Here is a 23,096-nt window from a genome sequence, read left to right as displayed (position 1 = left end):
TTACAATCCGGCTCATAGAAATACCTTCGCATAATGAACTTGAACAACATACGTAAAGAGGTGATGCAGACCCTCGAAAAATCGATGGATGAGCTTTTGGGTAAATACCTGAAACCGATCGAAGAAATATGGCAGCCGTCGGATATCCTCCCGGATTCTAATTCGCCTGATTTCATCGAGGAAATCCGAGATATTCAAGGACATTCTGCAGAAATGGACTATGATCTTTTTGCGGTACTAATTGGAGATACTATTACGGAAGAAGCACTTCCAACATATGAAGCCTGGCTTATGGACATGGATGGTGTAAATCAGGAGAACCAAAATGGATGGGGACAGTGGGTAAGAGGATGGACTGCAGAAGAAAACCGTCATGGGGACTTGCTGAGCAAATACCTCTATCTGTCGGGGAGAGTAAATATGCGAGAGATGGAAGTTTCTACGCATCATTTACTGAACGATGGATTCGATATTCAGACTTCCAGAGACCCTTATCGAAGCTTCATCTACACAAGCTTTCAGGAACTTGCTACCAACATATCTCATAGAAGAGTAGCAAGTCTGGCAAAAAAAGCAGGAAATACGCTCTTAGCTAAAATGTGTGGCATCATTGCGTCTGACGAGGCCCGTCATGCTAATGCATACAAGAATTTTATTAAAAGCATCTTTGAAATAGATCCTAGTGAAGTCATGATCGCTTTTGAAGATATGATGAGGAAAAAGATTGTAATGCCGGCTCATTTCCTTAGAGAATCTGGCGGTAAGATTGGCGATCTATTCAAGCATTTTTCTGATGCTGCTCAACGAACACTTGTTTACACTACACAGGATTACATCGATATTCTGAATTCCCTGATAAAAGAATGGAACATAGAGAACATTAAAGGAATCAATGAAAAAGCCGAAGAAGCTCGAGATTACTTAATGGCACTTCCAAATCGGCTGCAACGACTATCTGAACGAGTGAAAATTCCTGAAAAGCAATTTCAGTTTAAATGGATTGCCAGCTAGCTTTAAGCCATTTACCAGGTTATCGCTATGGAGATTATCTTGAGCTAGCCCAATGAAAAACGAAATATTCCAACTTACGCTTGTAGTAAGAGATTATGATGAAGCAATTAGCTTTTATACAGAAAAGTTGGGGTTCGAACTTTTGGAAGACACCAGATTGAGTGAAACCAAACGTTGGGTGCGTGTAGCTCCTCCTCAATCGAATACCTCGCTACTTTTTGGTAAGGCTGCAAATGAAAAGCAAAAACAGGCGATTGGTAATCAAACAGGAGGTCGGGTGTTCCTATTTATGCATACAGATGACCTGGATGGATATTATGCTCAGCTAAAAGCCAATAAAGTGAAAATCATTAGAGAACCGTCTAAAGAAGATTTTGGAAAAGTGTTTGTCTTTGCTGACCTCTATGGAAACCTGTGGGATTTGATCGAGCCGAAATAAAGGAATACTCAACAACGATTGTTCATATATTTAACCTGAATGATCCACTTATCCTTCATATTGCACGCCTTAATCGCATTTGGTGCCTTTCAAGCCATTTTCCTTTCAATCATATTTTTTACAAGAAAAAAAGGTGGTCTTACTGATAAGTTTTTAGCGCTTTTTCTCACTATTGAAGGCATTACGCTTATTGAAAGGCTACTCGCAGAAACCAAACTGATAGAAGCATTTCCGCACCTTCTTGGCATCAGCTATCCAATTAATTTCATCAAACCTCCGCTTTTGTTTTTTATGACGCTGGCAATTGTTTATCCAAATTTCAAGCTCAGATTCAAGCACTTATTACATGCAATTCCATTTTTTATACTGCTGGCTATTAACATTCCTTTCTACGGAATGTCAGCCACAGACAAGCTTGCATACGTCGCAAACTTCATTACCTATGTACCTTCATACAATAGCTTTGATTTCTGGCTATTCATTTCATTCTATCTCTACATTGGAGCTTATCTCTTGCTAAGCATTTCGAAACTCAAATCCTTTAAAGAGCACATCAAAAATAATCGACATGCTAACTGGTATCATTCGGTGCTTCGGCTTTATCTTTTAGGTCTAGCCATTGGCTTTGCTTACTTTCTGATTAGACCATCAGGATTGGTAGAGATTCCATTATTTAATCTAATAAGCATGCTAGTAATGACCTTTTTGATTCAGTCTATAGCATACAATTTTATTACTCAAAACAATCTCTTCAATAGACATACTTTCCCGACTTTATACGATCTGGATCAGCGAAACAAAGATGCTGATACGATTAGAAACAAATTAGAGGTTGAGAAGGCCTACCTGGATGACACCATTACGCTCACAACTTTTTCCGAGTCACTTGAACTCTCAAAAAAGTACGTTTCAGATTTGATCAATCAACAATTGGGTTACACCTTCCGTGAAGCGATCAATTATTATCGAGTTGAGGAAGCAAAAAAACTGATGCAGCTAGAAGGTCAGAAAAATGGAGGGTTGATTCAAATAGGAATGAAGTCTGGTTTCAACAACAAAGTAAGCTTCTACCGCACTTTTAAGCGTTTTACAGGAAAGTCACCTTCTGAATATGTGGATACCACTTTCTGAAAAAAACAGAACAGTAATATTTTCTGGTTACAAAACGATTTGGTAACCTCCTGGTAGAAGCAGTAACTTATTCTTGAAGAAAAAATCAGAACATTATGAAATTCAATGGATCAATTGATATCAAACAATCACGTGATAAAGTAGCTGAATTATTTGCTGACCCAGCTTATCTCAAAGAATACCAGGAAGGCTTTGAAAAAAAAGAACTTTTGAAGGGTGATGCAGGTAAGGAAGGTGCCATTTCCAAAATGTACTATCGGAATGGCAAACATGAAATGGTGCTTACTGAAACCATCATTAGCAATAACCTGCCTGACTCTTTCGAAGCACTTTATCACCACAAGCACATGGATAACACGATGAAATGCACATTTACCCAACTAGAAGACGGAGTTACCCGATATGATACGGAAGTGAATTATACACGCATCAATTGGGTACTACCACGACTTATTGCTATTCTTTTCCCCGGTATGTATAAGAAGCCCGCTCAGCGTTGGTTGGAAAATTTTAAAAATTTTGTTGAAAAGCAGTAACCCTAGCAGTCATGAATACTATTATTCCCTACCTCGTTTTCCCCGGCGTTTGCAAAGAAGCCATGACGTATTATGCTTCTATTTTCGAAGGTGAAATTACGACAATGATCACGTTTAAAGAATCGCCTGTACCTGTACCTGACACTGCCGGTGATCGTATTTACAATTCAGAATTGAAAGTCGGAAATCTAGTCATCAAAGCATCTGATGATATTCCAGGGTATGAAGTGACGCCCGGGAGCAATTTTTCTCTATACCTACCATTTGAGAGTGTCGAAAAGAAGAAGTTCGTATTTGGGAAGCTTTGCGAAGAAGGAAAGATGTTGTTTCCTATTGAAGATAACTTTGGCATGTGCAAAGACAAGTATGGAATTCAATGGATGGTTGTGACTGAAAGGTAACTTGCTAATCTCTACCTATCTTTAGTAAATATTTCGATGCGGGCGGGCTACTATAATACTCTACTATGATAATTTCCCACCCTGCATCGAAAATCTTAAGACTCACTCAATACTTGCTATCTGCAGTTTCTTTCTTCGATAATCGATGATTGCACCATGTGATTGGAGAAAATCGTTGCCGAGAATCCCCAATACACGCTGCTGACTTTGAGAAAGAATCGTGTTTAGCCCACTTAAATCAGAAGCTGAAAAACTGAATGGTCGATCAGTTAATGCGCCCTTCATCGTAAAAGAAACTTCAGAAGTCCTCATTAGTCGCGTTTTACCTCCAAATCCTGTCAATCGATTATCTGTATCTATTGAATAAGTAAAATCATATTTCTTTGATTGAGTGAAATCTAGCAATGACACACTTGCACCCGTGTCCACAATAAACTTTGACCATTTATTATTTACATATGCCTCCACAATGATGATGTTGTGGTACATCTCGAAATCAACTGTTGTAAGTTGATCGCTTGATGTCAATGCCATTTCCCTGGCACATCCACAAAGGATGAAAGTCAATAAAATTAGTATGGCAGCTTTGTGCATCATTACCATTGAAAACGGTGAGGCTGCTGAGCTCGATGAAAAGAAGGGATAAACAGGAAATCAAGTGACAAAGTGTTCGAATTATCCTATTTGCACAAAATAGCCGTCTATGACTTCACCTTCATGGATAGGTGATTCTTGATGTCAGAAGCAAAACTTCTTCCAGAAATCACCTTAGTAGAATTGCACAACTCAAATTCGTATTCACTTTTGCCTAGGTATTGAACAGCATTGATATTGGCAAGATTGACAATGTAGGACCGATGAATTCTAATAAACTCCATAGTGCTTAATTCCTTCTCCAGTTTCTTCATCGTTTGCTTGTATATATAAAATCGGTTTTTCAGATGAATCTTGCAATAATTACCATGAGCTTCAAAAAAAATGATGTCAGGGTAGTCGATAAATACATCCCACCCTTTTTCTGTAATCCTTATTTGGTTGGCATCAGATTGCGCGGGTTGATCTTCCTGTTTAATGAGATTAGAGATTTGTTGATTGATCAGCGATGATCTTCTCAGGGAGACAAACTCTTTCGCCTTTTCGGCTACTTTATAAAATCTTGAATTTTCGTAAGGTTTTAATATATAGTCAATGGCATTGTATTCAAATGCTTTAAGAGCAAAATCATCATAAGCTGTAACAAAAACTATGTATGGCTTATAATCTGACGGAAGCTGAGACAATACATCAAAGCCTGTCCCATCCGCCATTTTGATGTCTAAAAAAACCACGTCTGGTTTCTTGAACTTCAACATTTTGAGGGCATCCTCAACGCCAGTTACCTCACCTACGATTTCAAAAACAGGGTCGTTGAGGATTAATTTTTTGATTCTAGCTGATGCATACGATTCGTCATCCACTAATGCCGTTGATATTTTCATTTTTGGTAGCTTCCTTCCTGATCTTAATTTCAACAATAAATCCGCCATTTGCAGATTTTGAGTTGACATTCAACTCGTATCCCTCTCCATACGATGTTCTCAGTCTGTCCTTCATATTTGTTAGTCCCATACCAAATGAAACTCCTAAACTATTCTTTTTTCCATCTCCATTATCAGCTACTTCAATCCACACAAAATTGCCTTCTTCATAGGCTTGTATGGAAATTTCACATACTCCCGTCTTATTATAAAACCCATGTTTGACGGCATTTTCCACAGCTGGTTGAAGTAGTAGTGTGGGAATAGACACCAGTTTTACTTTAGGATCTATTGAAAAACGTGTAACCAGTCTTCCTTTGAATCTAATCTGTTCCACCTCCAAATACAGCTTAGCCATTTCTACTTCATCTTCAAGTGCAACCAGCTGTACGTCTCCATCTTTTAAGATTTTCCTGAGCAACAATCCCAGTTTAGCAATCATCCGCTGAGCCAGTGGCACATCCTCTTCCATGAGTGACGATATGGTATTGAATGAATTGAATAAAAAATGTGGGTGTAACTGATTTTTTAACGCGCTCATCTGGGCTTTCACCAGTTGGGCTTCTAGTTGAGCGTTGCGCAATTCGGCCTGCCTAAACTTTTTCTTAGAATGAAAGTGAATAAGTAAGAAAGAAATAACCCAATATTCTACAAATGTCTTTGATAGGCCCAAAACTCCTGATTTAATATCCAATTCGAAAAAATCATTGAAATTGAGAAAATATATTAGGTATAGACTTACATTAAAAATGAGGAGAGCTAAAAGCTCATGCCCCAAGGTAAATGCCAGCCCTAGAGCAACGTAAGTCGTATTTCTTTTAAGGGTGTCCGCATGTGTATTAGCTTTTAAGAGTAGAAGAAAAAGTAGTGGTGATGTAGCAAGCCAAATGCCATAGTTTAAAATTGGGAAGACGTATACCGCTCTTACCAATAGCCAAGATTCAACGGCATGTGTTTTGGTAGCTAGCAACAAATATGTCTGAAGGCCCATGATAAAAGCCACTACAATGGTAGCAACCAAGGCGTTGCTGAAACTAATGGGTAATAACCCAAAATATCTCTTTATCCCATTCATCATACCTTGCAAGTTCACGCAAAAGATTGACCAATAGTTTATTTAATATCCAAACGGGATATTTATTGATGAATGGGAAGCTGAACCGTACCAGATCGATTTGCGTTTTTAAACGCTCATATGAATAACACACTTTCTTTCCTAAGCAAACTCAGCAAAAACAATAATCGCGAATGGTTTCAAGCCAATAAGACTCAATATGAGCAAGCTCATCAAGAGATGATCGCTTTTGCGGATGAGTTGATCGCTTTGATGAATACTCATGACGTCATTGAAAATCAATCAGGCAAAAAGAGCTTGTTCCGTATTTACAGAGATGTGCGCTTTGGTAATGACAAGACTCCATATAAAACTCACTGGGCAGGATACATGCGCCGAGCAGGTGCTGATAGAAGAGGTGGATATTATTATCGTATTGGCTTAGATGGTGTTCAGGTGATGGGAGGTTTTTTTAACCCCAACGCTCACGACCTTTTGCACATTAGAAACCACCTTGCTCAAGATGGAGATATTTTACGATCTGTTATCGAATCAAAGCAATTCAAAGCCTTCTTTGGTGAGCTGCTAGGTGAGAAGCTCAAAACTGCGCCTCGTGGATTTGAAAAGGATCATCCAGATATTGATTTGCTTAGATACAAGCAGTTTATTATCAAGCACGAATTCCCCCGTGAAGAAATGGTGCAGCCTGATTTTGCAAAAAAACTTTCACATGCCTTCTATCAGATGCGCCCATACTTTGATGTAATGACTGAATTACTTACCACGGACTTGAATGGGATTTCTTTAGTTTAAAATCAAGGCTTATTTTCAAGGAATAATAAATAAATCACCCAATCCTGTTTATGAACTTTGAAGTGCATCAATTGCCCGATAATCTGTCCCGATATGTTGAATCGGTATTCTATTTAAAAGATTTCATTCCTGATCATTCAATAGAACGGGTAGTACCTACAGGTCATGTATTTCTCATATTCGAGTTGGACGGTATAGTTAGAAACACATTTGACAATGACACCTTAAAAGCCAACAATGCCTATGAAAAGGCTTGGATCTCTGGTGTACATAAAAACTATCTTTCCATTTCAGCGCATGAAAACTCAGAGATGCTTGTTATTCAATTTAAACCTTATGGGGCATATCCATTTTTCCATTTCGATTTAAATCGGATCAATGATAAAGTTATCAATACAGAAGAGCTTTTTGGCTCTGAATTAACGGATTTGAGAGAACAACTCCTGAGTCAACCGAATTCCATCAAAAAATTTGAGCAGGTAGAAAAATGGTTAAATACAAGGTTTAATGAAAACAAGCAACCTCCTCCAGAGCTTTTGGATTTCTATGAGGAATTGAAAAAAACACCAGCAGCTAGTTTTGCTCAACTAGCAGATTCATACCCAAAAACTCAAAAGCACCTAATTGATCAATTCAAAAAGTATGTTGGCATTACTCCAAAGTCTTCTCAACGTATACTGCGGTTTAATGAAATCTTGCATAAAATTCACAATAAAGAAATGATCACCTGGGCCCAGGTTGCTTATCAGTGTGGTTTTTCAGATCAATCTTACTTTATCAAAGAATTCAAACACTTTTCTGGATTTAACCCTGAAGAGTTCATTGATCAGGAATTCGATCAAGATGATCCGAATTTTTTTCCACTGGACCGAAGAGGTTAATTTTTTACTATGACGGCTAAGTCGCAGGTATTAATCTTACCGAAAAAAGAAAATGGATTTAGCAACAGCACTTGAAAACATCAACTGGGTTTCTGTTTTGATTGCAGCAATTTCATCATTCCTAATAGGTGGCGTCTGGTATGGGCCATTGTTTGGTAGGCAATGGATGAATGCTTTTGGATTTACAGAAGAAGAGTTGAAAAAACGAAGTATTTTCAAGACGTTTGGATTGTCCTTTCTGCTTGCCTTGTTCGCGGCATTCATCTTAGAAATGTTTATTGGACCAGAAGCTGACCTGATTTTTGGCACAATGGCTGGGCTTTTTGCCGGACTGGGTTGGGTAGCAACATTTCTTGGAATACTCTATCTCTTTGAAATGCAAACAATGAAAGTATACTTGATCAATGCTGGATACTGTGTTATATCACTTACTATTATGGGGTTGATTTTAGGCAATTGGTAAAACAATAATTAATTGAATGATGGAAAAGGGATTACTTGAAAAAACCGGACATCCACTTGAGCATTGGATCAAATTGGTTGAAGCGTCAAAGCTTGAAAAACATAAAGAGATTATGGACTTCCTTAAAACCGAGCATGGATTTACTCATGGATATGCCAATTTTGTAACTCTAAAAAGTCGAAAAGCCGATGCTGGCTCTCATGATAACGAAGTGCTTTTAAAAAATCAATATCAAGGTAAAGAGATACTTTATCCAATTTATGAAAAGTTGTTAGCTGAAATTGCAAAATTTGGTGTAGACATCATACAAACGCCAAAGAAAGATAGCGTTAGCGTGATTCGTAAAAAACAATTTGCCTTGATCAAACCGGCAACCAAAATCCGAATCGATTTAGGAATTAAGCTTAAAGGAAAACCATACACAGATCGTTTGGGAGATTCGGGGCCCTTTGGAAGCATGTGTACACATAGGGTACAACTCACAGCGGTAGAAGATGTAGATCAAGAATTGATTATGTGGTTAAAGGAGGCTTATGATGCAGCTGTTTGAAAAACATCTTCCAAAAAAAATCCCAACCTCTCGGTCGGGATTTTTACTAACTTAAAACTCTACTACTGGATGAAGTCAATTTCTAGATTCTGAATGTCATTTGGCACAAAAGGATTCATTCCTGATAGATCTACGAATGCGGCGTCAAAGCTAGCTGGCTTATTATCGGTACCAGATGTAATAAATCCATCATTATTGAAATACGCTGGAGAGAGGGCCTCTGCAAGAATTGCATCGATAATACTTTGATCCAGATTTGCAACTGCATTAATCTCAGCTTCCAACACTGCAAAAACAGAGAAATCTTCAAGCACATCTGATGTGGTCGTGGAAGATGGTGGAAGTGCCAATTTTATCACACCTAAGTCAGTAGACTCATCACCTCTTCCAACGAATGCATAGTTTCTGCCCCCAGTGAAGTTTGGATCCACGATCTCAATGTTTGGATGATTTGAGTTGCCCATCACTTCAACGATATCTCCTTTTTTACCCACAAACATCTTCATGTTATCAATATCTCCATTGTCCACAGGTTGAATGCCCGCAATTGATACGGTCATGGTTGCATCATATGTAGCATCATCTTCGCTATACTCAATTCTAACAAAAGCGTTTGGCTCATCGGTTTGTTCATCTCTATTGATATTGTAAGGTTTCAGAATAGCCACTCCCTCTACAGGATCAGTATTCCATAACAATTGCAAAGCCATCTCATTGTCAGCGACATCAATCATGGTCATTTCATAGTCATAAGCCACTCCTCCTCGAGTCACTCCTTCAACTAGATCGATACGTTTTTCTCTATTATCATCTTCACTTTCAAATGTGAACGTTCTTATATTTTGCACCTCCAGGGCTACAGCGACAAGCAAGGTTAATTCAACGATCTCAGCAGATCCCTCGCCAATTTTAATGAAGTGTCTCAGACTCTCATAAATTTCATCTCCTTCTATCACTCCATCTCCATCTCCGGAGGTTCTACCACTCAATCCGCCTGCATTGGCACTTATTGGTTGTGGAATGTCCACTGAAAATTGAGCGGGAATATCTATGGAGCTAGTAACTTCATCATCGCTTGAACATGCGATCATGAATGAAAAGCTGATTAACAAAGCAATTAATTTTAAATTTTTCATCGTGGTAATTTTAGTAGTACTACATGCATGTGAGGTTTTACCCTACCATATAAATTAGTAACTTTTAAGAAAAGCACCTAACATGTTGAAATTTATCCGAATAGTATCATTGATTCTATTTTGCATGATGTGTACACCTGGCTCAGAGGAAGAGAAAGAATCCGACTTTCCTGAATGAAGCACTCAAAGACTATTACACGCTTCAGGAACTAAACGAAATCCAACTTTGGCAGAAACTTACCGGTAAAGTAGAATCATTAGAGTACAACTGCCATGAACTTAATAAATACTATGAGTGAATGAGTTCTCTTTCCATATTTTCGCAAACTAAATTTGAAATATGATTGACTACAAAGGAGCTAGTGTAAAGGAGCTTTTCTTTCAAAAAATAGAAGAAGAAACAACTGACCATCACTTGGTTCAAAATGAGTTTTCACCAAGTGAAGAGGAAATGCTTAAAAACATATTCTTAAAACCATTTGCAGCTTCTACCAATACCTATCAGTTCACTCACAATGTAGAAATCGATCTCAATGTACTTTACAGTCTATCCCGTGAGATCAATAGAAATGGAGCAATCGGCGATACTTATGAAGGTATCATATCACACTTGAGGACCAGCTCCCGACATCCTAATATCAAGGAAGGTGAATTATTTATTGTCCGCTTTAGTGACATCTTCATCAATGGGATTACAATTGATGGCCTGGGGATTTTCAAAGTAGAAAAGAAAGATCCTTTCATCGAAACACCTGACTGGACCAAAGAACCTACACTTCTGTTTAAAGAAGGTATTGGAGAAAAGAAGTTAGATAAGGCTTGTTTGATCTTGTTTGATGAAGATCCATTTACCATCCTGGCTTATGACAACAACAATAGTGAGGCCGTATACTGGAAGAATGATTTTATTAATCTGGATTTCAAAAAAGATCATGTAAACAATACCAACCATTTTTTGGAGATGACCAAGTCTTACATCACGGACCAAATGCCTGAGGAGTTTGAAGTATCCAAAACAGATCAGATTGATTTGCTTAATAAATCAATTAAATACTTCAAAGAAGCGGAAGATTTTGATAAGGGTGAATTTGAGCTATCTGTCTTTGGCCGCGAAGATGAGGCCGTTAAATCATTCAGATATTTTGACAAACAATATCAAGAAGACATGGACCTTGAGATTGAAGATAACTTTAAAATAGCTGCTCAATCTGTAAAAAAACAGGCACGTATTTTCAAAAGTGTACTTAAGCTAGATAAGAACTTTCATGTATACATTCACGGAAATCGTGAACTTATCGAGCGAGGAGAAGATTCTGATGGACGGAAGTATTATAAAATCTATTATGAGAATGAATCATAAACATAGATTGAATTGGTAAATCAAAAAAGATGCTTACCGTCAGTCTTGCTAAAAATAACTTTTCGAAAATCTGCTGGCTGTTTGTTGTTAAGAAGCCTTAACGCTCCCTTTTCATTGATCAGTGCAGAGAATCTTTCTTCTGCTTTTTCAAAAGATAATTTATCTGGATAAGTGGTTTTAAGTATAAGATGAAATGGAGAGTCATCTGCAGCCTCAACCTGAATAATTTCATAAGAATCAATGAAACCATTTTCAACCGCCATTTTCCTTAGCACCAACCAATTGTTTTCGTAGTAGAAAATTGCCTCTTCGATATTGTCATTCTGTATCTGCACAAAATCTATCGTCGAAATTTTTGAGCTCTGAGCAAACGATACAACTGAGAGCAAAAAAGAAGCTGCACAAACTATTGATTTCATGACCTAGATATTAAGTGTTCAGTCCATTAAAACGGAACCTCTCAAACTTTAGATTCATTCTTCTTTTGGATAAGCTTGCGCTGATACCTACTCTGAACCATATCAATAACTACCAGAATGAAAATAACAAAGTAAAATGTGGTTTTGCTCATTGGTGTAATCTCATTCCCAAAAATCTTCAAATGAGCCAGATGCCCACCTTCAGATAAAAGCATTACGCCTACAAGAAACAAAATAAAAAGGCCAAGAATTTCATAGAGTCTATTTTTTGCCAGAAACTTAGACACGCCATCAGACAACCAGATCATCAATCCTCCACTGATAATAATAGCCGTTGCCATCACCCAAAAGACATCACTTAGCGCCATAGCACTCAAAATAGAATCAAATGAAAAAATCAGATTCATAAAGACAATCATGATAATGGTCTTGGCTACACTTTGCTTATTTTTTCCATCCCCTTCATGCTCCTCCAAATACACCAAGTGAAAAATCTCCTTCACCGCTGTGTATAAGATAAACGCGCCTCCAAACAAAACAATCAAGCTGTGGATGCTAATTGCTCCTGTAAGGAAACTTGAGTCTAATTCTAAAAATGGGTCCTGGAAATACTTAATAACGCTTACCAGTACATAGAGTAAAACGATTCTCAATGCAATAGCGATTCCGATCCCCATTGATCTAACCATTTTCTGTTTTTCAACCGGTGCACGTTTTGACTCCAGGGAAATGTATAGAAGGTTATCAAATCCTAGGACTGCCTGCAAAAGAATGAGCATTAGAAGTGTGAAAATATTTTCTGCCATAAACTAAGAGTTAACGAGCGCTAATATCTTAAATAAGAAGCATAAAAAACCGGAAACGCTCGGTTCCTTAATGCAGACATGATTCACATATAATCGTGTATAAGAGCGGAATGATTACCTCCTATTAATAGTTTTGAAGCTTATTAAGCATTCTTTTTCGTTTAAAACGGGAAATGCTTCCTATTTTAAGAATTTTGAATATCAACATTGATTCAAAATCCTTTAATTTCACTTCAACCATAGGCCAGCCAAATTGAAATTCTTGCTCAAAAATATTCTTCCCAATACGGATCGATCAATGAAGATTGAACATCGGTTATTCGAGATCACACTCTTTCTCACTGTTATTGTTTTCCTTTTTTGGAGTATCTATGGATTTATTGTAGGGTATGAATACTTTGTGCAGACGGTATACACGAGCGGTGTATTCATCTATACGGCCTTATATATTCTTCAAAAAAAAGGAGTCAATTACCGTGTTCTTACCCAGACCTATTATTACTTGATATTGTTCTTATTAGGGATATCGTGGCTTCCATCAGGAGGTATTAAAGCAGCGATACCCACTTTTCTTGCACTTGTTTATTTATCAGGATTGTTGGTTCTTCCACTTAGGGACTATCTGATTTTCATTATTGTGACATTTGGGTTAGTTCTGGGCCTTACGATTTTCGAAATGCAAAACCAGGAGATGGTTGGCATTTACGAAAGTGCAGACTTACTCATGCAAGATCTGGCTATTGCCACTCTCATTTCTCTCGTAATTATGGGAATATGTCTGTATGCTTTCAAACGAACTTACATAGATGATCGACGGGAATTAAGAAAACGTAACAAGGAGCTTGAAAGAGAGAAACAAAACGCTGAAACTACAGACCAGGCAAAAACAACATTCTTAGCTACCATTTCTCATGAAATGCGGACCCCGCTAAACGGGATAGTTGGAATGACAGAACTGCTATCCAAGACTAACATTAACAAGGAGCAAAAGGAGCTAATCGAGAGTTTAGTGTATAGCAGTAATATTCTTCATGGCCTCATCAGCAACGTATTAGACATCACCACGATTGAGGCTGGTAAGTTGAAATTACAAATAAGCTCTTTTGCCATTAAAAATGAACTGAAAGGAATCTGGCAAGTTTTTCAAAATAAGACAAGTGGGAATAGTCATCTTGAGATCTTACTAGACCTTGACTCAAGACTACCTGACTATTTGAGAGGAGATATGGCTCGAATCAGGCAGGTATTAGTGAACTTAATGAACAATGCCATCAAGTTTACCTATAAAGGCTCCATTACCCTTAAAGTGGAAGTCTTGGGGCAAACGGGAGATGTGGCTTCCGTTCAATTTACGATTAAAGACACCGGCGCCGGAATACCGCTTGATAAGCAGCCTCACTTATTCGAAACGTTTTATAAAGGAACAGATAGTGATGGGTACGAAGGGACTGGGCTTGGGCTTTCTATTGTTGAGAAACTGGTCACACTGATGGGAGGAACTATCGGATTCGAATCTGTCCCTCAAAAGGGAGCTACGTTTTTCTTTACTCTTCCATTAGGAATATCCGAAGAAGAAGACATAAATGAGTTAGATCATATAGAAGTACCGGGACTTAGTGAACTCAAACTATTGATTGTAGAAGATGTGGAAATCAATAGGTTGGTAGCTTCTAAAATGCTAAAAAGTATGAACATCGATGATGTAGACATTGCAATTAATGGATCTGAGGGTGTACAAAAAGCAAAAGACAAGCTATACGATGTGATTTTAATGGATTTGCAAATGCCAGACATTTCCGGATTTGAAGCATCGAAGCTGATCACAGCACATTATCAAGAGGCTGTGAGGAAACCAAAAATAATAGCTCTCACAGCTAATGCAATGAAAGGTAGCATGGAAGAGTGTCTTGATGCAGGAATGAGTGACTATGTATTGAAGCCGATAAAAACGGATACCTTGAAGCAAGTTCTTATTAAGCACCTCAATGAACCTACATGATCATATTGTCTAGCATACTTTTCTTGATTTTTCTTGCATTATCCTTACTTCACTTGAGTTGGGCCTTTGGCAGTTCATGGGGATTTGAAGACGCTCTACCAAAAAATGAAGACGGCAAACGGATGCTCAATCCTAAAAAGCTTGATAGCTTCATTGTTGGATTTGGCCTACTCCTATTTGGCTGTTTCTATCTAATTAAAGCCGGAATTGTTCCTTTTGAGATTCCACCTTTTGTGATTTCAGTTGCAAGTTGGGTAATCCCAGGTATCTTTCTCTTAAGAGCCATCGGAGATTTTCGTTATGTGGGATTTTCCAAGAAAGTAAGGAACACAACTTTTGCCAAAAAAGATACAAGCTTCTACTCTCCACTCTGTCTATCTATCTCTGTAATTGGTTTCATTCTGGGAATGGTCTAAATTATCCTTACCTAACGACTAAAATCCGTTCTGTGAACGCATTGCGTATGTAGATACATCTATCATCAAAAGAATGAAAAATTATGTTGAGTGAAAAAACAAGCTCCCTAAAGTGGAGGGAAGTATACAGTCTTGCAGCACTTAATGCTGCTGTTGTCATTAGTTGGATTGCATATCACGAGTATCAGCCAATTTTAATGAAGAATCTTGGGATCACACATTTACTTGATTTCATGATTGTGGCTAAAGCTATTATTTTGGTTACTATCCCACCAATAGCTGGTTGGCTTTCTGATAAGATTCTACAAAAAAACGGTAAATACTTAATTATTTTCACTGTCGGTATTGGGGCCACAGCGATGGTTTTTATGGTGGTGGCCACTCTGGTAGGCACATCACATATTATGGACGTCTCCACCATTGTCCCATTTATGATTGTCATTTGGCTCATAAGTATGAATCTATTTATTAGCCCTGCAAACTCCATGATTGAAGCATTTGCTCCGGTGCAGCAACTTCCTATTGTTGTTGGTGTCTTATTTCTGGTTACTGAAGTCCTTTATGCATTAGAGCCTGTAGTTGTTGCTTTGGTTACATTCTTTGGTGATACGCTCACATTTGTAGTTGGAGGAATACTCATCTCAGTTACAGGATTCATCTTTCATAGAGTTTCAAGGGATGAGGTGATGCAACGTAAATCGGAATTAATTTCGAATGATAGAGTAAAAAAACAAACACCTATTTCATACTTGGCCATTGTCATGGTCGGTTTGTTCCTTGGATTAGGAAAAGCATTTCTTGTGGAGTTTTTACCAGATCATTTTGCGACAAGGTTTCCGAATTTTACCGAGTACGAAGGCTACATATCTTTTGCGATACTTGGACTTTGTGCCATTTCAGGTTTCCTGATAAGTAAGAGAATTTCCAGAGCCGATCTGAAAAACGTAATCATCAGCAGTTTCATTGTGATGGCAATTGGTGTGATGGCAATAGTATTTTCCTCCAATCCATATTTAACAATACTGGCGGCCCTGATCATTGGTGCGGGTTTCACTATGGCCAATATCAGTGGGCTTCCATACGTAATTAAAAACCTTTCCGTGAGACATGTGACTTATGGTGTAGGTATATACATCGGAGCATCGGAGATCCTCACAGGACTGTTCGAGTATATGCTGAGGTAACTATAATCATTGAAATTTTTCGAAAGCCTTGATGATATCAAGGCTTTTTTTATGTTCACCCTGAAATTTTGTGTGTTTACAGATAATATTTTTCTCTACTTTGGTCTTCGATCACTTTTGAGCCATCATCAAAACTGAAACAAAATGAAAAAGAGATCAATTATTTTAATCGGCTTAATAGCCATATTTCTAAACTCATGTGTGTATTCACTTTTTCCCATATATACCGAAGACACGCTGGTATTTAAAGAAGAACTTCTTGGAACGTGGGATCTTGGAGATGACTCCTTTATGATCTTCGAGAGAGGAAGCGAGGAGGAAGAAAAGAAGGAAGATGAAGACAAGGAATATAAATATTCAATTGACATCAAAGAAGGGTTTACCATAAGTTCCGATGAGCCAATTTCAATGGAGATTGATGGTAAAACCGTATATGATGAAGATGTAATAAGAAAAGAGATGCTCAGAAGAATGTCTCAAAGCGAGCCTGTACTACAAGATACGGCTGAATCCGAAGCTTCAAAAAAGCTATTCGAAAAGGCATCCTCAGTCGCAAAAAAGGGGAATCTAGAATATGAGGGTAGTGTTGCCGTATTCGAAGATAAAAGCTATCGATTAACAGTCGTAGAGGAAGATAAAGATTCTGAGACTGCATATGTTGCACACTTAGTAGATATTGGTGGAGATCTTTTTTTAGATCTTTATCCCATAACCAATTATAATTCTAAAGACTTCTCAGATAATTACTTTCCCGTGCATACTTTTTACAAAGTGGAGGTTACAAAAGATCATTTTACCATGATCCATTTTGATCTTGATAAGCTCAATGACTTATTTGAAAGTAATTTAATTCGCTTAAGACATGAAAATGTAGACGGCACCATTCTGATTACAGCACAGCCAAAAGAGCTTCAAAAGTTTTTTGACAAATATGCTGATGATGAGTCCGTCTTTAGTGGCAGAGAAACATATAGCAGATCATCATTGTAATGGAAAAAATCAAGAATATGCTATTGAGTAATTGGCTACAACACTTGGTTTTCTGGGTGTTGTCGTTTTATGCTATCGGAAGTTACTTTTCAATCTCCAATGAATTGAAAATCATCGATTTTATCTATTCAGCATTTTTTCATATTCCGCTGTTAGTTCTCTGCTACATAAACCTGAGATATCATGTTCCTATGTTTTTATTGAGGGAGCGTTACACGCTCTATTTACTACTAAGCTTCATTAATATTGGCTTTGCTTATTTTTTACATCAGCTAGTATTTGAGATTTTAATCCCGGTTTTACCAACAGATTTCTACATGGTCTCATTCACCGATATGTCGGTGCTGATCACGATATTTACTATATACTGGGTGCTCACTACGCTACTCAAACTGTCAAAGTCCTGGTATCGTTTGCAGCAAATAGAAAAGGAAAAACTCTCATTAGAGTTAAATTCATTGAAGATGCAGATTAATCCACATTTTCTGTTCAACAGTTTGAATAGTATGTATTCACTGGCTCTCAAAAAGAGCGACAAAACTCCAGATGCAATTCTGCGACTATCCAATCTAATGAGATACATGATCTATGAAGTGTCAGAAGATGTACCACTATCTAAAGAGGTTGAGTCCATTACTGACTATTTAGATCTACAAAAATTGAGAATCAATGAAGATGCCATTATAACATTGGAAACGGATGGTGATTTGGACAGTCGGATGATTGCGCCATTGCTGTTTTTTCCTCTCATTGAAAACAGCTTCAAACATGGCTTGAAAGGAGAGAAAGATAAGAATTTCGTGAAAATTAACTTAACCAACAATTCAACTAATTTGTCTTTCCATATTATCAATAACAAAGGGGAAGTAGATGATTCTGAGCATGGAAAATATGGAGGGATTGGGCTTGAAAATGTAAAGAAGCGGCTGCAACTTATCTATGGAGCGATGGGAGAAATGGAGATAAATGAGACTGTTGAGCAGTTTGAAGTGAAAATTAATATTGACTGGAAATGATCAAATGCCTGATAATTGATGATGAGCCGCTGGCTCGAGAAGTGCTGGAATCATATGTGTCAGATCTGCCATCATTAAAGCTAATAGCTAGCTGCAAAGACGCTGTAGAAGCTCTTGATTACTTGAACAAGGAGTCCGTTGACTTGATATTTCTGGATATCAACATGCCTAAGCTTTCAGGCATCAATTTTTATAAATCCCTATCAAAAAAACCAAAAGTCATATTTACAACAGCTTATGCTGATCACGCAGTAGAAGGATTTGAATTGGAGGCAGTTGACTATTTACTTAAGCCTTTTTCGTTCGAGCGATTTATAAAAGCAGTTAATAAAGTACAGTTGGGTGCCTCAGAATCTCAAGAGAATTTCATCATGCTTAAGGCTGACAAGAAAAATCATAAGATCAAATTTGATGAGATCACTTACTTCGAATCTATCGGTGACTATGTGAAAGTGCATCTTAAAGAAGAAAAAACACTCATTATCAGTGAGACTTTGAGGAAATTAGAGAATCTACTTCCGTCGGGTTTCATCCGAACACACAAATCATTCATCATATCACTTAATCACCTTGAATACTTTGAAGGTAATCAAGCTAAGATTGGAGAAGCAAAAATCCCGATCGGACAATCCTATCGGGATAAAGTAAATGAGGTTTTTCGGAAGTGAACTAAATCGTTCTCGACCAGATGTTAGTTGAACTTTGACTTGCTCTTCTCCTTTGACTTGTCCTTTTTCTTGTCCTTCGACTTATCCTTTTCTTTTTGCTTGTTTTTAGTAGTTATCTCAATAACGCCATCTTTCCCTTTATCGCCATATTTTTCCTTCGCACTTTTACCTTTAAGTACATCTATTCTGGCGATTTCGTCTGGTTCCAATTCAGAAACCCCGGTAACAACCTCACCATCGACCACAAACAGTGGATTTTCTCCACTACCAGAAATACTAATACCCGGATTTTGTTTGTTGTCTTCAAATCGTAGTTTTTCGTTTAAGATTTTCAGCTCCATCAACTTCCGTTCTTCAGCGATTCTTTCCCGCTCAATTTCTATCGTGCGCACCTCCTCATTTCTTTCCTTAACGCGTTGTGCAGCCATAGCTTCTTTTTCTGCCAATAGCATTTCCTGCTGAGCCTGTTTCTCTTCTTGCATGACACTAATTTGCTTTTGCTCTGCCAATACCCTTTCCTGTTGGGCCAAAGCCAGCTGTTGTTCTGCAAGCAGTTGTTCCTGCTCTTTTAGATTCTCCGTTTTTGGATTCCGATTGGATTTAAAATTGTAATCCTTGATATAGTCTATTGGGTTGACTCGCTTCTCACCTTTGAGCACTTCATAGTGTAAATGGGGAGCAGTAGACATTCCAGAGCTTCCAGATAATCCGATTACGTCTCCTTTCTTGACCAGGTCTCCAACCTTTACCTTAAACTCAGATAGCTGAGCATATTTAGTATGGTAGGCATTACCATGCTTAATGGTAATCAATTTTCCGTAACCACCTTCATTCACTTCAACGGCTATTACTTCACCGCTTGCTGTAGCAAATATCTCGGTTCCTATAGGGCATGAAAAGTCCACCCCTAAGTGCATTTTTCTCACTTTTTGAACTGGATGCATGCGCATACCAAATCCTGAAGTAAGCCGTGTCAGATCAGAACTCTTTACTGGTGATATTGAGGGCGTGTTTTCTTGAGCTAAACCTTTGAGTTCTTTCTGTGATCTGGAATTGACTACATTTTCCATAAGCTTCAATTCCGGCCAGTCCAGTCCTTTTTCAGGTCCAAGTATTGAGGCGATCTCGTCACCTACTCCACTGAGAGGCTCCATGGCTTCTTTACTTGAAAAAGCAAATACCACCATTAAAGTTACCGGTGCAGTCAAAGCATAGACCCATCCGGACATTTTGTGTTGTTTGTTCATCATTACAATCCTTTTTTTAATCATTGAAAAATTGAAATGACTCACCAAACCCGAGTATTGCGCAGACTGAAGTTGTGAAAATAAAATTTCCTGATATCCAACCGGATCTTTAAACCGATTGAGTACCACTTCATCTGCTTGAAATTCATGGATTTCGATGAGCGCGTTTCGATACAAAAAAATGAAGGGATTGAACCAAAACAGCGAAACAATAAAATCCGTAAGCAGCCTATCTATTGAGTGAAGCTGCCGTACATGCTCACATTCATGCGCAAGAATTTGCTCAAATGCTTCTGTCCCAAAAAGTGATTTCGGCATGAATACATTTGAGAAAAAACTGAACGGACGATCTTGTGATATTTTAAAAAGTTTAAACCAACGTTTCTTTACGTATTCAGAATGCTTTTTAAGTCTGGCTAACAACGCTAGATAGAAAACAGATCGCATTAATAAAATCACAGCTACAAGAGCGTAGAACCATGGGATCAGGTGCCAGTAAGAATTAGAAACATCTTGCTGCTGTACGGGCACCAATTCAAACTCTTCAATACCTGAAACCGGTTCAGACAACCACATGATAACAGAAATTTCATCAGAGGGTTGGACCATATCAGGTAGGGGAATTTCAATGAATGGTATAAAAAATGCTGCTATAAGTGCGACAAGTAAATAGCCACGATTAAATGCATGATGTCCTGTATTTCTCAGCACAAGTCTATAAAACAGGTACAATAGCCCATGTATGGCCATGACTTTGAGTATGTAAATGATCATTTCAATCATGACTTACGCTGCGCTATTTGTTCATCAATTAGCTTTCTAATTTCCTGTAGTTCTTCTACAGAGAGATCCTTTTGTGATGTGAAAAAGGATGCAAATTTCTTGGTGGAATTATCAAAAAAGCTCCTCATTAGTCCATTCATAGACTGTTGAGTATACTTTTCCTTCGAAAGAAGAGGAAAGTATTCACGTGATTTTCCGTGGGTATTGAAGCCAATAAATTCCTTCTTCACGAGAACATTTACTACTGTGGAAATAGTAGTATAAGCAGGAGCTGGTTCTGGGTATTGCTCTACAATGTCTTTTAAATAAGCTTTTCCGAGTGTCCAGAGATAATGCATCAATTGCTCCTCTGCTTTGGTCAATTCCTTCATAACACAATACTATAACTATATTTATAATTATACAACTATTTTTATAGTAATAAATGATTCCGATGAAATAATTTCGAATTAGAAGCCTAGAACTTCCTTTAGTCTAGAGTACCCAGATCGGCTAACAGATAATTGAGTGCCGTCTTCTAGCAATACCACATGTGTATCTTTCCCCATCAATTCTACACGGGAAATTTCTTTTATTCGAACTATGTAAGATCTATGAATTCTCAAAAAATCATTTTCAGGAAGGTGGCATTCATAATACTTCATAGTTTGTTGCTTTAAGAAATTACCTTCGTCCGTGTAAAGCTTCACGTAATCATCTTGTGCTTCTAAATACTTGATTTTTTCTATCGCAACAATATGAATCTTCGATCCAGTTCTGACCGCAACTCTCGTTAAAACTTCTGCTTTTTCACGTTGCTTATCAAGCACTTTATTCAAAGCCTCTTGATTCACCGTTTGTGAAGCTAGTTTTGATTTTGCCTTTTTCAAGGACTCGAAAAAACGCTCCTTCGTGTATGGCTTTAGGAGGTAATCAACAGCATTTTGCTCGAACGCTCTGATGGCATATTGATCATAAGCAGTACTGAAGATTACAACAGGTGGGTTCTCTAAAAGCTCAAGCATTTCAAAACCCGTAAGTTTCGGCATCATTACATCCAGAAAAACAAGGTCAGGATTTAGTTCGTTTATTTGCTTAAATCCCTCAAACCCATCACTGCACTCGCTTATAATTTCAATGTTATCGTCTTCATTCAAATAATCTCGAATGATCTGACGAGCGAGATGCTCATCATCTATAATAAGTGTTCTAATTTTCATCTATTGCTTGATTCACGGGTATTGTTATGGCGACAGAAAATTCATTTTCACTTCTATTTACTTCCAATAAATCATTTCTACCATAAACAAGAGTCAATCTTTTTTTGACATTGTCTAAACCAATTCCTTCTCCCTTTGCCGGGACTGATGTCTGATCAAAATCATTTTTAACATGAATCTTTAGCATTCCTTCGACTAACTCACATTTCAATTTGATGGTAACTGGCTCGATGCTGTTATAAACTCCATGCTTAATGGCGTTTTCAAAAAGTGGCTGAAAAATCAGATTTGGCATTTGCACACTTAAGCACTCAGAACCGATTTTTTTTTCAAACTTGAGTTTGTCACCAAATCGAACTTTTTCTATATCTAAATAGAGAGTGGCATTTCTAATTTCTTGTTCAAGTGAATTCAATTCACTGTGATCTTTGCCTAAAGAGTATCTCAGAAAGTCACTAAGCTTAATAACCATTTCGCGCGCGTCTTCCGGCTTTGAAACTGTTAAAGCACTTACAGAATTAAGACTATTGAAGATGAAATGGGGGTTGATTTGAGATTTTAGCATTCTCAACTCTGAGTCCTTTAATAGATTTTGAAGTTCCAACTCCCGATTCAATCGCTTTTGCATATCCTGATAGTACTTGATTAAATAGAATATCAATACGCTTATGCTATAAAACAGGATACCAACAATTACTCGCCAAACACTTGAATCACTTAAAAAAGTGAGATATGTCAACTCTGCATAAAATATTAATTTGAGGGCATAACTGGATAAAGAGAGCCAAACTACTATAGTGAGAAATGCCGCACCTACATGAGTTCCAATAAGCGATAGTTCATCTTTATTTAGACCACCGAAAGTCACAATAAACCAAAGCCCAGGTGCTATTGCACCAAAAATGAGGTTGTAAATCAGGCTGTCTGCAATGGCAATGGCAACAGAAAAGTCATAATAAAAATAAAGCACAGATCCATGAGCAGCCATAACTACCAACCAAATAAGAACGTAAAGTTTGTAGCCAGAACCGCTTAGAATTGGGTGCTTCATTCGTGATTAGGTAATAATTAGTCCTA

Annotated in this window: 26 protein-coding genes; 16 read left to right on the top strand and 10 right to left on the bottom strand. The window is 37.7% G+C overall.

What is annotated here, in order from left to right; all coding sequences use genetic code 11:
• The first annotated feature begins 33 nt into the window (after nt 1-33).
• From ABJG98_RS15665 to ABJG98_RS15645, 5 genes are all read left to right on the top strand, one after another.
• Nucleotides 34-1,011: an acyl-ACP desaturase gene (locus tag ABJG98_RS15665; RefSeq protein WP_348280477.1), complete on the top strand. Its 978-nt coding sequence runs from the start codon at nt 34-36 to the stop codon at nt 1,009-1,011.
• Nucleotides 1,012-1,063: 52 nt separating this feature from the next.
• Complete coding sequence (locus tag ABJG98_RS15660; protein WP_348280476.1) at nt 1,064-1,450, top strand: VOC family protein; 387 nt, start codon at nt 1,064-1,066, stop codon at nt 1,448-1,450.
• 39 nt (nt 1,451-1,489) lie between these two features.
• Nucleotides 1,490-2,581: a helix-turn-helix domain-containing protein gene (locus ABJG98_RS15655; RefSeq protein WP_348280475.1), complete on the top strand. Its 1,092-nt coding sequence runs from the start codon at nt 1,490-1,492 to the stop codon at nt 2,579-2,581.
• Nucleotides 2,582-2,676: 95 nt separating this feature from the next.
• The gene (locus ABJG98_RS15650) at nt 2,677-3,117 is read left to right on the top strand and encodes an SRPBCC family protein (RefSeq protein ID WP_348280474.1); all 441 of its coding nucleotides are present in this window, start codon (nt 2,677-2,679) and stop codon (nt 3,115-3,117) included.
• An 11-nt stretch (nt 3,118-3,128) separates the two neighbouring features.
• Nucleotides 3,129-3,518 (top strand): VOC family protein, encoded by a 390-nt coding sequence (locus tag ABJG98_RS15645; RefSeq protein ID WP_348280473.1) that lies wholly within the window; start codon nt 3,129-3,131, stop codon nt 3,516-3,518.
• Nucleotides 3,519-3,620: 102 nt separating this feature from the next.
• Here the strand turns inward: ABJG98_RS15645 and ABJG98_RS15640 are convergent, their stop codons facing one another.
• The 3 genes from ABJG98_RS15640 to ABJG98_RS15630 form a co-directional block, all read right to left on the bottom strand.
• On the bottom strand, nt 3,621-4,052 hold the full coding sequence (locus tag ABJG98_RS15640; protein ID WP_348280472.1) for an aspartyl protease family protein: 432 nt from the start codon (nt 4,050-4,052) through the stop codon (nt 3,621-3,623).
• A 167-nt stretch (nt 4,053-4,219) separates the two neighbouring features.
• Complete coding sequence (locus ABJG98_RS15635; protein ID WP_348280471.1) at nt 4,220-4,996, bottom strand: LytTR family DNA-binding domain-containing protein; 777 nt, start codon at nt 4,994-4,996, stop codon at nt 4,220-4,222.
• Nucleotides 4,968-6,128, bottom strand: coding sequence for a histidine kinase (locus tag ABJG98_RS15630; protein WP_348280470.1), 1,161 nt, complete (start codon nt 6,126-6,128; stop codon nt 4,968-4,970). Before ABJG98_RS15630 ends, ABJG98_RS15635 begins: the two co-directional genes overlap by 29 nt.
• A gap of 102 nt (nt 6,129-6,230) precedes the next feature.
• On the opposite strand from ABJG98_RS15630, the gene ABJG98_RS15625 reads away from it, so the two are divergent.
• From ABJG98_RS15625 to ABJG98_RS15610, 4 genes are read left to right on the top strand one after another with little or no spacing between them, the layout of a single operon-like run.
• Nucleotides 6,231-6,902, top strand: coding sequence for a DUF2461 domain-containing protein (locus tag ABJG98_RS15625; RefSeq protein WP_348280469.1), 672 nt, complete (start codon nt 6,231-6,233; stop codon nt 6,900-6,902).
• A gap of 50 nt (nt 6,903-6,952) precedes the next feature.
• Nucleotides 6,953-7,783, top strand: a complete 831-nt coding sequence (locus ABJG98_RS15620) for an AraC family transcriptional regulator (protein ID WP_348280468.1) — start codon at nt 6,953-6,955, stop codon at nt 7,781-7,783.
• A gap of 52 nt (nt 7,784-7,835) precedes the next feature.
• The gene (locus ABJG98_RS15615) at nt 7,836-8,246 is read left to right on the top strand and encodes a DUF1761 domain-containing protein (RefSeq protein WP_348280467.1); all 411 of its coding nucleotides are present in this window, start codon (nt 7,836-7,838) and stop codon (nt 8,244-8,246) included.
• A 19-nt stretch (nt 8,247-8,265) separates the two neighbouring features.
• A complete protein-coding gene (locus ABJG98_RS15610) occupies nt 8,266-8,796 on the top strand; it encodes a DUF5655 domain-containing protein (protein WP_348280466.1) in 531 nt (176 codons plus the stop codon).
• A gap of 62 nt (nt 8,797-8,858) precedes the next feature.
• On the opposite strand, the gene ABJG98_RS15605 is transcribed toward ABJG98_RS15610, so the two are convergent.
• Nucleotides 8,859-9,932 carry a hypothetical protein gene (locus ABJG98_RS15605; RefSeq protein ID WP_348280465.1) on the bottom strand — a complete coding sequence of 358 codons (1,074 nt, stop codon included), beginning with the start codon at nt 9,930-9,932 and terminating at the stop codon, nt 8,859-8,861.
• Nucleotides 9,933-10,272: 340 nt separating this feature from the next.
• Between ABJG98_RS15605 and ABJG98_RS15600 the strand changes: the two genes are divergently transcribed.
• Nucleotides 10,273-11,292, top strand: coding sequence for a nucleoid-associated protein (locus tag ABJG98_RS15600; protein ID WP_348280464.1), 1,020 nt, complete (start codon nt 10,273-10,275; stop codon nt 11,290-11,292).
• Nucleotides 11,293-11,312: 20 nt separating this feature from the next.
• Here the strand turns inward: ABJG98_RS15600 and ABJG98_RS15595 are convergent, their stop codons facing one another.
• Together ABJG98_RS15595 and ABJG98_RS15590 are read right to left on the bottom strand one after the other, a co-directional pair.
• Complete coding sequence (locus ABJG98_RS15595) at nt 11,313-11,711, bottom strand: hypothetical protein (protein WP_348280463.1); 399 nt, start codon at nt 11,709-11,711, stop codon at nt 11,313-11,315.
• A 41-nt stretch (nt 11,712-11,752) separates the two neighbouring features.
• Entirely contained in the window at nt 11,753-12,517 is a 765-nt protein-coding gene (locus ABJG98_RS15590; protein WP_348280462.1) for a TerC family protein, read from the bottom strand.
• Nucleotides 12,518-12,815: 298 nt separating this feature from the next.
• Here ABJG98_RS15590 and ABJG98_RS15585 point away from each other — a divergent pair, with 298 nt between their 5' ends.
• The 6 genes from ABJG98_RS15585 (at nt 12,816) to ABJG98_RS15560 (ending at nt 18,790) form a co-directional block, all read left to right on the top strand.
• A complete protein-coding gene (locus ABJG98_RS15585) occupies nt 12,816-14,516 on the top strand; it encodes an ATP-binding protein (protein ID WP_348280461.1) in 1,701 nt (566 codons plus the stop codon).
• The gene (locus ABJG98_RS15580; protein ID WP_348280460.1) at nt 14,513-14,932 is read left to right on the top strand and encodes a DUF3995 domain-containing protein; all 420 of its coding nucleotides are present in this window, start codon (nt 14,513-14,515) and stop codon (nt 14,930-14,932) included. Before ABJG98_RS15585 ends, ABJG98_RS15580 begins: the two co-directional genes overlap by 4 nt.
• 83 nt (nt 14,933-15,015) lie before the next feature.
• Nucleotides 15,016-16,116, top strand: coding sequence for an MFS transporter (locus ABJG98_RS15575; protein WP_348280459.1), 1,101 nt, complete (start codon nt 15,016-15,018; stop codon nt 16,114-16,116).
• Between the two features lie 144 nt (nt 16,117-16,260).
• Nucleotides 16,261-17,106 (top strand): hypothetical protein, encoded by an 846-nt coding sequence (locus tag ABJG98_RS15570; protein WP_348280458.1) that lies wholly within the window; start codon nt 16,261-16,263, stop codon nt 17,104-17,106.
• Complete coding sequence (locus ABJG98_RS15565) at nt 17,106-18,122, top strand: histidine kinase (protein ID WP_348280457.1); 1,017 nt, start codon at nt 17,106-17,108, stop codon at nt 18,120-18,122. Before ABJG98_RS15570 ends, ABJG98_RS15565 begins: the two co-directional genes overlap by 1 nt.
• Nucleotides 18,119-18,790 (top strand): LytTR family DNA-binding domain-containing protein, encoded by a 672-nt coding sequence (locus ABJG98_RS15560; RefSeq protein WP_348280456.1) that lies wholly within the window; start codon nt 18,119-18,121, stop codon nt 18,788-18,790. The genes ABJG98_RS15565 and ABJG98_RS15560 overlap by 4 nt, the downstream gene beginning before the upstream one ends.
• A 23-nt stretch (nt 18,791-18,813) precedes the next feature.
• On the opposite strand, the gene ABJG98_RS15555 is transcribed toward ABJG98_RS15560, so the two are convergent.
• The 4 genes from ABJG98_RS15555 to ABJG98_RS15540 all read right to left on the bottom strand — a co-directional run bounded on the left by ABJG98_RS15555 (nt 18,814) and on the right by ABJG98_RS15540 (nt 23,070).
• Nucleotides 18,814-20,811: a peptidoglycan DD-metalloendopeptidase family protein gene (locus ABJG98_RS15555; RefSeq protein WP_348280455.1), complete on the bottom strand. Its 1,998-nt coding sequence runs from the start codon at nt 20,809-20,811 to the stop codon at nt 18,814-18,816.
• Between the two features lie 5 nt (nt 20,812-20,816).
• Nucleotides 20,817-21,191: a BlaI/MecI/CopY family transcriptional regulator gene (locus ABJG98_RS15550; RefSeq protein WP_348280454.1), complete on the bottom strand. Its 375-nt coding sequence runs from the start codon at nt 21,189-21,191 to the stop codon at nt 20,817-20,819.
• Nucleotides 21,192-21,269: 78 nt separating this feature from the next.
• The gene (locus ABJG98_RS15545) at nt 21,270-22,019 is read right to left on the bottom strand and encodes a LytTR family transcriptional regulator DNA-binding domain-containing protein (RefSeq protein WP_348280453.1); all 750 of its coding nucleotides are present in this window, start codon (nt 22,017-22,019) and stop codon (nt 21,270-21,272) included.
• Nucleotides 22,009-23,070: a histidine kinase gene (locus ABJG98_RS15540; RefSeq protein ID WP_348280452.1), complete on the bottom strand. Its 1,062-nt coding sequence runs from the start codon at nt 23,068-23,070 to the stop codon at nt 22,009-22,011. Before ABJG98_RS15540 ends, ABJG98_RS15545 begins: the two co-directional genes overlap by 11 nt.
• Nucleotides 23,071-23,096 lie beyond the last annotated feature (26 nt).

This window comes from Ekhidna sp., from assembly GCF_039960695.1.
Classification (GTDB): domain Bacteria; phylum Bacteroidota; class Bacteroidia; order Cytophagales; family Cyclobacteriaceae; genus Ekhidna.
This window is presented reverse-complemented; position numbering and strand designations above follow the sequence as displayed.

Excerpts from the sequence above, each read along its gene's own strand:
- ABJG98_RS15665 (WP_348280477.1), top strand. The coding sequence starts at position 34 with ATGAACTTGAACAACATACGTAAAGAGGTGATGCAGACCCTCGAAAAA.
- ABJG98_RS15660 (WP_348280476.1), top strand. The coding sequence starts at position 1,064 with ATGAAAAACGAAATATTCCAACTTACGCTTGTAGTAAGAGATTATGAT.
- ABJG98_RS15655 (WP_348280475.1), top strand. The coding sequence starts at position 1,490 with ATGATCCACTTATCCTTCATATTGCACGCCTTAATCGCATTTGGTGCC.
- ABJG98_RS15650 (WP_348280474.1), top strand. The coding sequence starts at position 2,677 with ATGAAATTCAATGGATCAATTGATATCAAACAATCACGTGATAAAGTA.
- ABJG98_RS15645 (WP_348280473.1), top strand. The coding sequence starts at position 3,129 with ATGAATACTATTATTCCCTACCTCGTTTTCCCCGGCGTTTGCAAAGAA.
- ABJG98_RS15640 (WP_348280472.1), bottom strand. The coding sequence starts at position 4,052 with ATGGCATTGACATCAAGCGATCAACTTACAACAGTTGATTTCGAGATG.
- ABJG98_RS15635 (WP_348280471.1), bottom strand. The coding sequence starts at position 4,996 with ATGAAAATATCAACGGCATTAGTGGATGACGAATCGTATGCATCAGCT.
- ABJG98_RS15625 (WP_348280469.1), top strand. The coding sequence starts at position 6,231 with ATGAATAACACACTTTCTTTCCTAAGCAAACTCAGCAAAAACAATAAT.
- ABJG98_RS15620 (WP_348280468.1), top strand. The coding sequence starts at position 6,953 with ATGAACTTTGAAGTGCATCAATTGCCCGATAATCTGTCCCGATATGTT.
- ABJG98_RS15615 (WP_348280467.1), top strand. The coding sequence starts at position 7,836 with ATGGATTTAGCAACAGCACTTGAAAACATCAACTGGGTTTCTGTTTTG.
- ABJG98_RS15610 (WP_348280466.1), top strand. The coding sequence starts at position 8,266 with ATGGAAAAGGGATTACTTGAAAAAACCGGACATCCACTTGAGCATTGG.
- ABJG98_RS15605 (WP_348280465.1), bottom strand. The coding sequence starts at position 9,932 with ATGAAAAATTTAAAATTAATTGCTTTGTTAATCAGCTTTTCATTCATG.
- ABJG98_RS15600 (WP_348280464.1), top strand. The coding sequence starts at position 10,273 with ATGATTGACTACAAAGGAGCTAGTGTAAAGGAGCTTTTCTTTCAAAAA.
- ABJG98_RS15595 (WP_348280463.1), bottom strand. The coding sequence starts at position 11,711 with ATGAAATCAATAGTTTGTGCAGCTTCTTTTTTGCTCTCAGTTGTATCG.
- ABJG98_RS15590 (WP_348280462.1), bottom strand. The coding sequence starts at position 12,517 with ATGGCAGAAAATATTTTCACACTTCTAATGCTCATTCTTTTGCAGGCA.
- ABJG98_RS15585 (WP_348280461.1), top strand. The coding sequence starts at position 12,816 with ATGAAGATTGAACATCGGTTATTCGAGATCACACTCTTTCTCACTGTT.
- ABJG98_RS15580 (WP_348280460.1), top strand. The coding sequence starts at position 14,513 with ATGATCATATTGTCTAGCATACTTTTCTTGATTTTTCTTGCATTATCC.
- ABJG98_RS15575 (WP_348280459.1), top strand. The coding sequence starts at position 15,016 with ATGTTGAGTGAAAAAACAAGCTCCCTAAAGTGGAGGGAAGTATACAGT.
- ABJG98_RS15570 (WP_348280458.1), top strand. The coding sequence starts at position 16,261 with ATGAAAAAGAGATCAATTATTTTAATCGGCTTAATAGCCATATTTCTA.
- ABJG98_RS15565 (WP_348280457.1), top strand. The coding sequence starts at position 17,106 with ATGGAAAAAATCAAGAATATGCTATTGAGTAATTGGCTACAACACTTG.
- ABJG98_RS15560 (WP_348280456.1), top strand. The coding sequence starts at position 18,119 with ATGATCAAATGCCTGATAATTGATGATGAGCCGCTGGCTCGAGAAGTG.
- ABJG98_RS15555 (WP_348280455.1), bottom strand. The coding sequence starts at position 20,811 with ATGATCATTTACATACTCAAAGTCATGGCCATACATGGGCTATTGTAC.
- ABJG98_RS15550 (WP_348280454.1), bottom strand. The coding sequence starts at position 21,191 with ATGAAGGAATTGACCAAAGCAGAGGAGCAATTGATGCATTATCTCTGG.
- ABJG98_RS15545 (WP_348280453.1), bottom strand. The coding sequence starts at position 22,019 with ATGAAAATTAGAACACTTATTATAGATGATGAGCATCTCGCTCGTCAG.
- ABJG98_RS15540 (WP_348280452.1), bottom strand. The coding sequence starts at position 23,070 with ATGAAGCACCCAATTCTAAGCGGTTCTGGCTACAAACTTTACGTTCTT.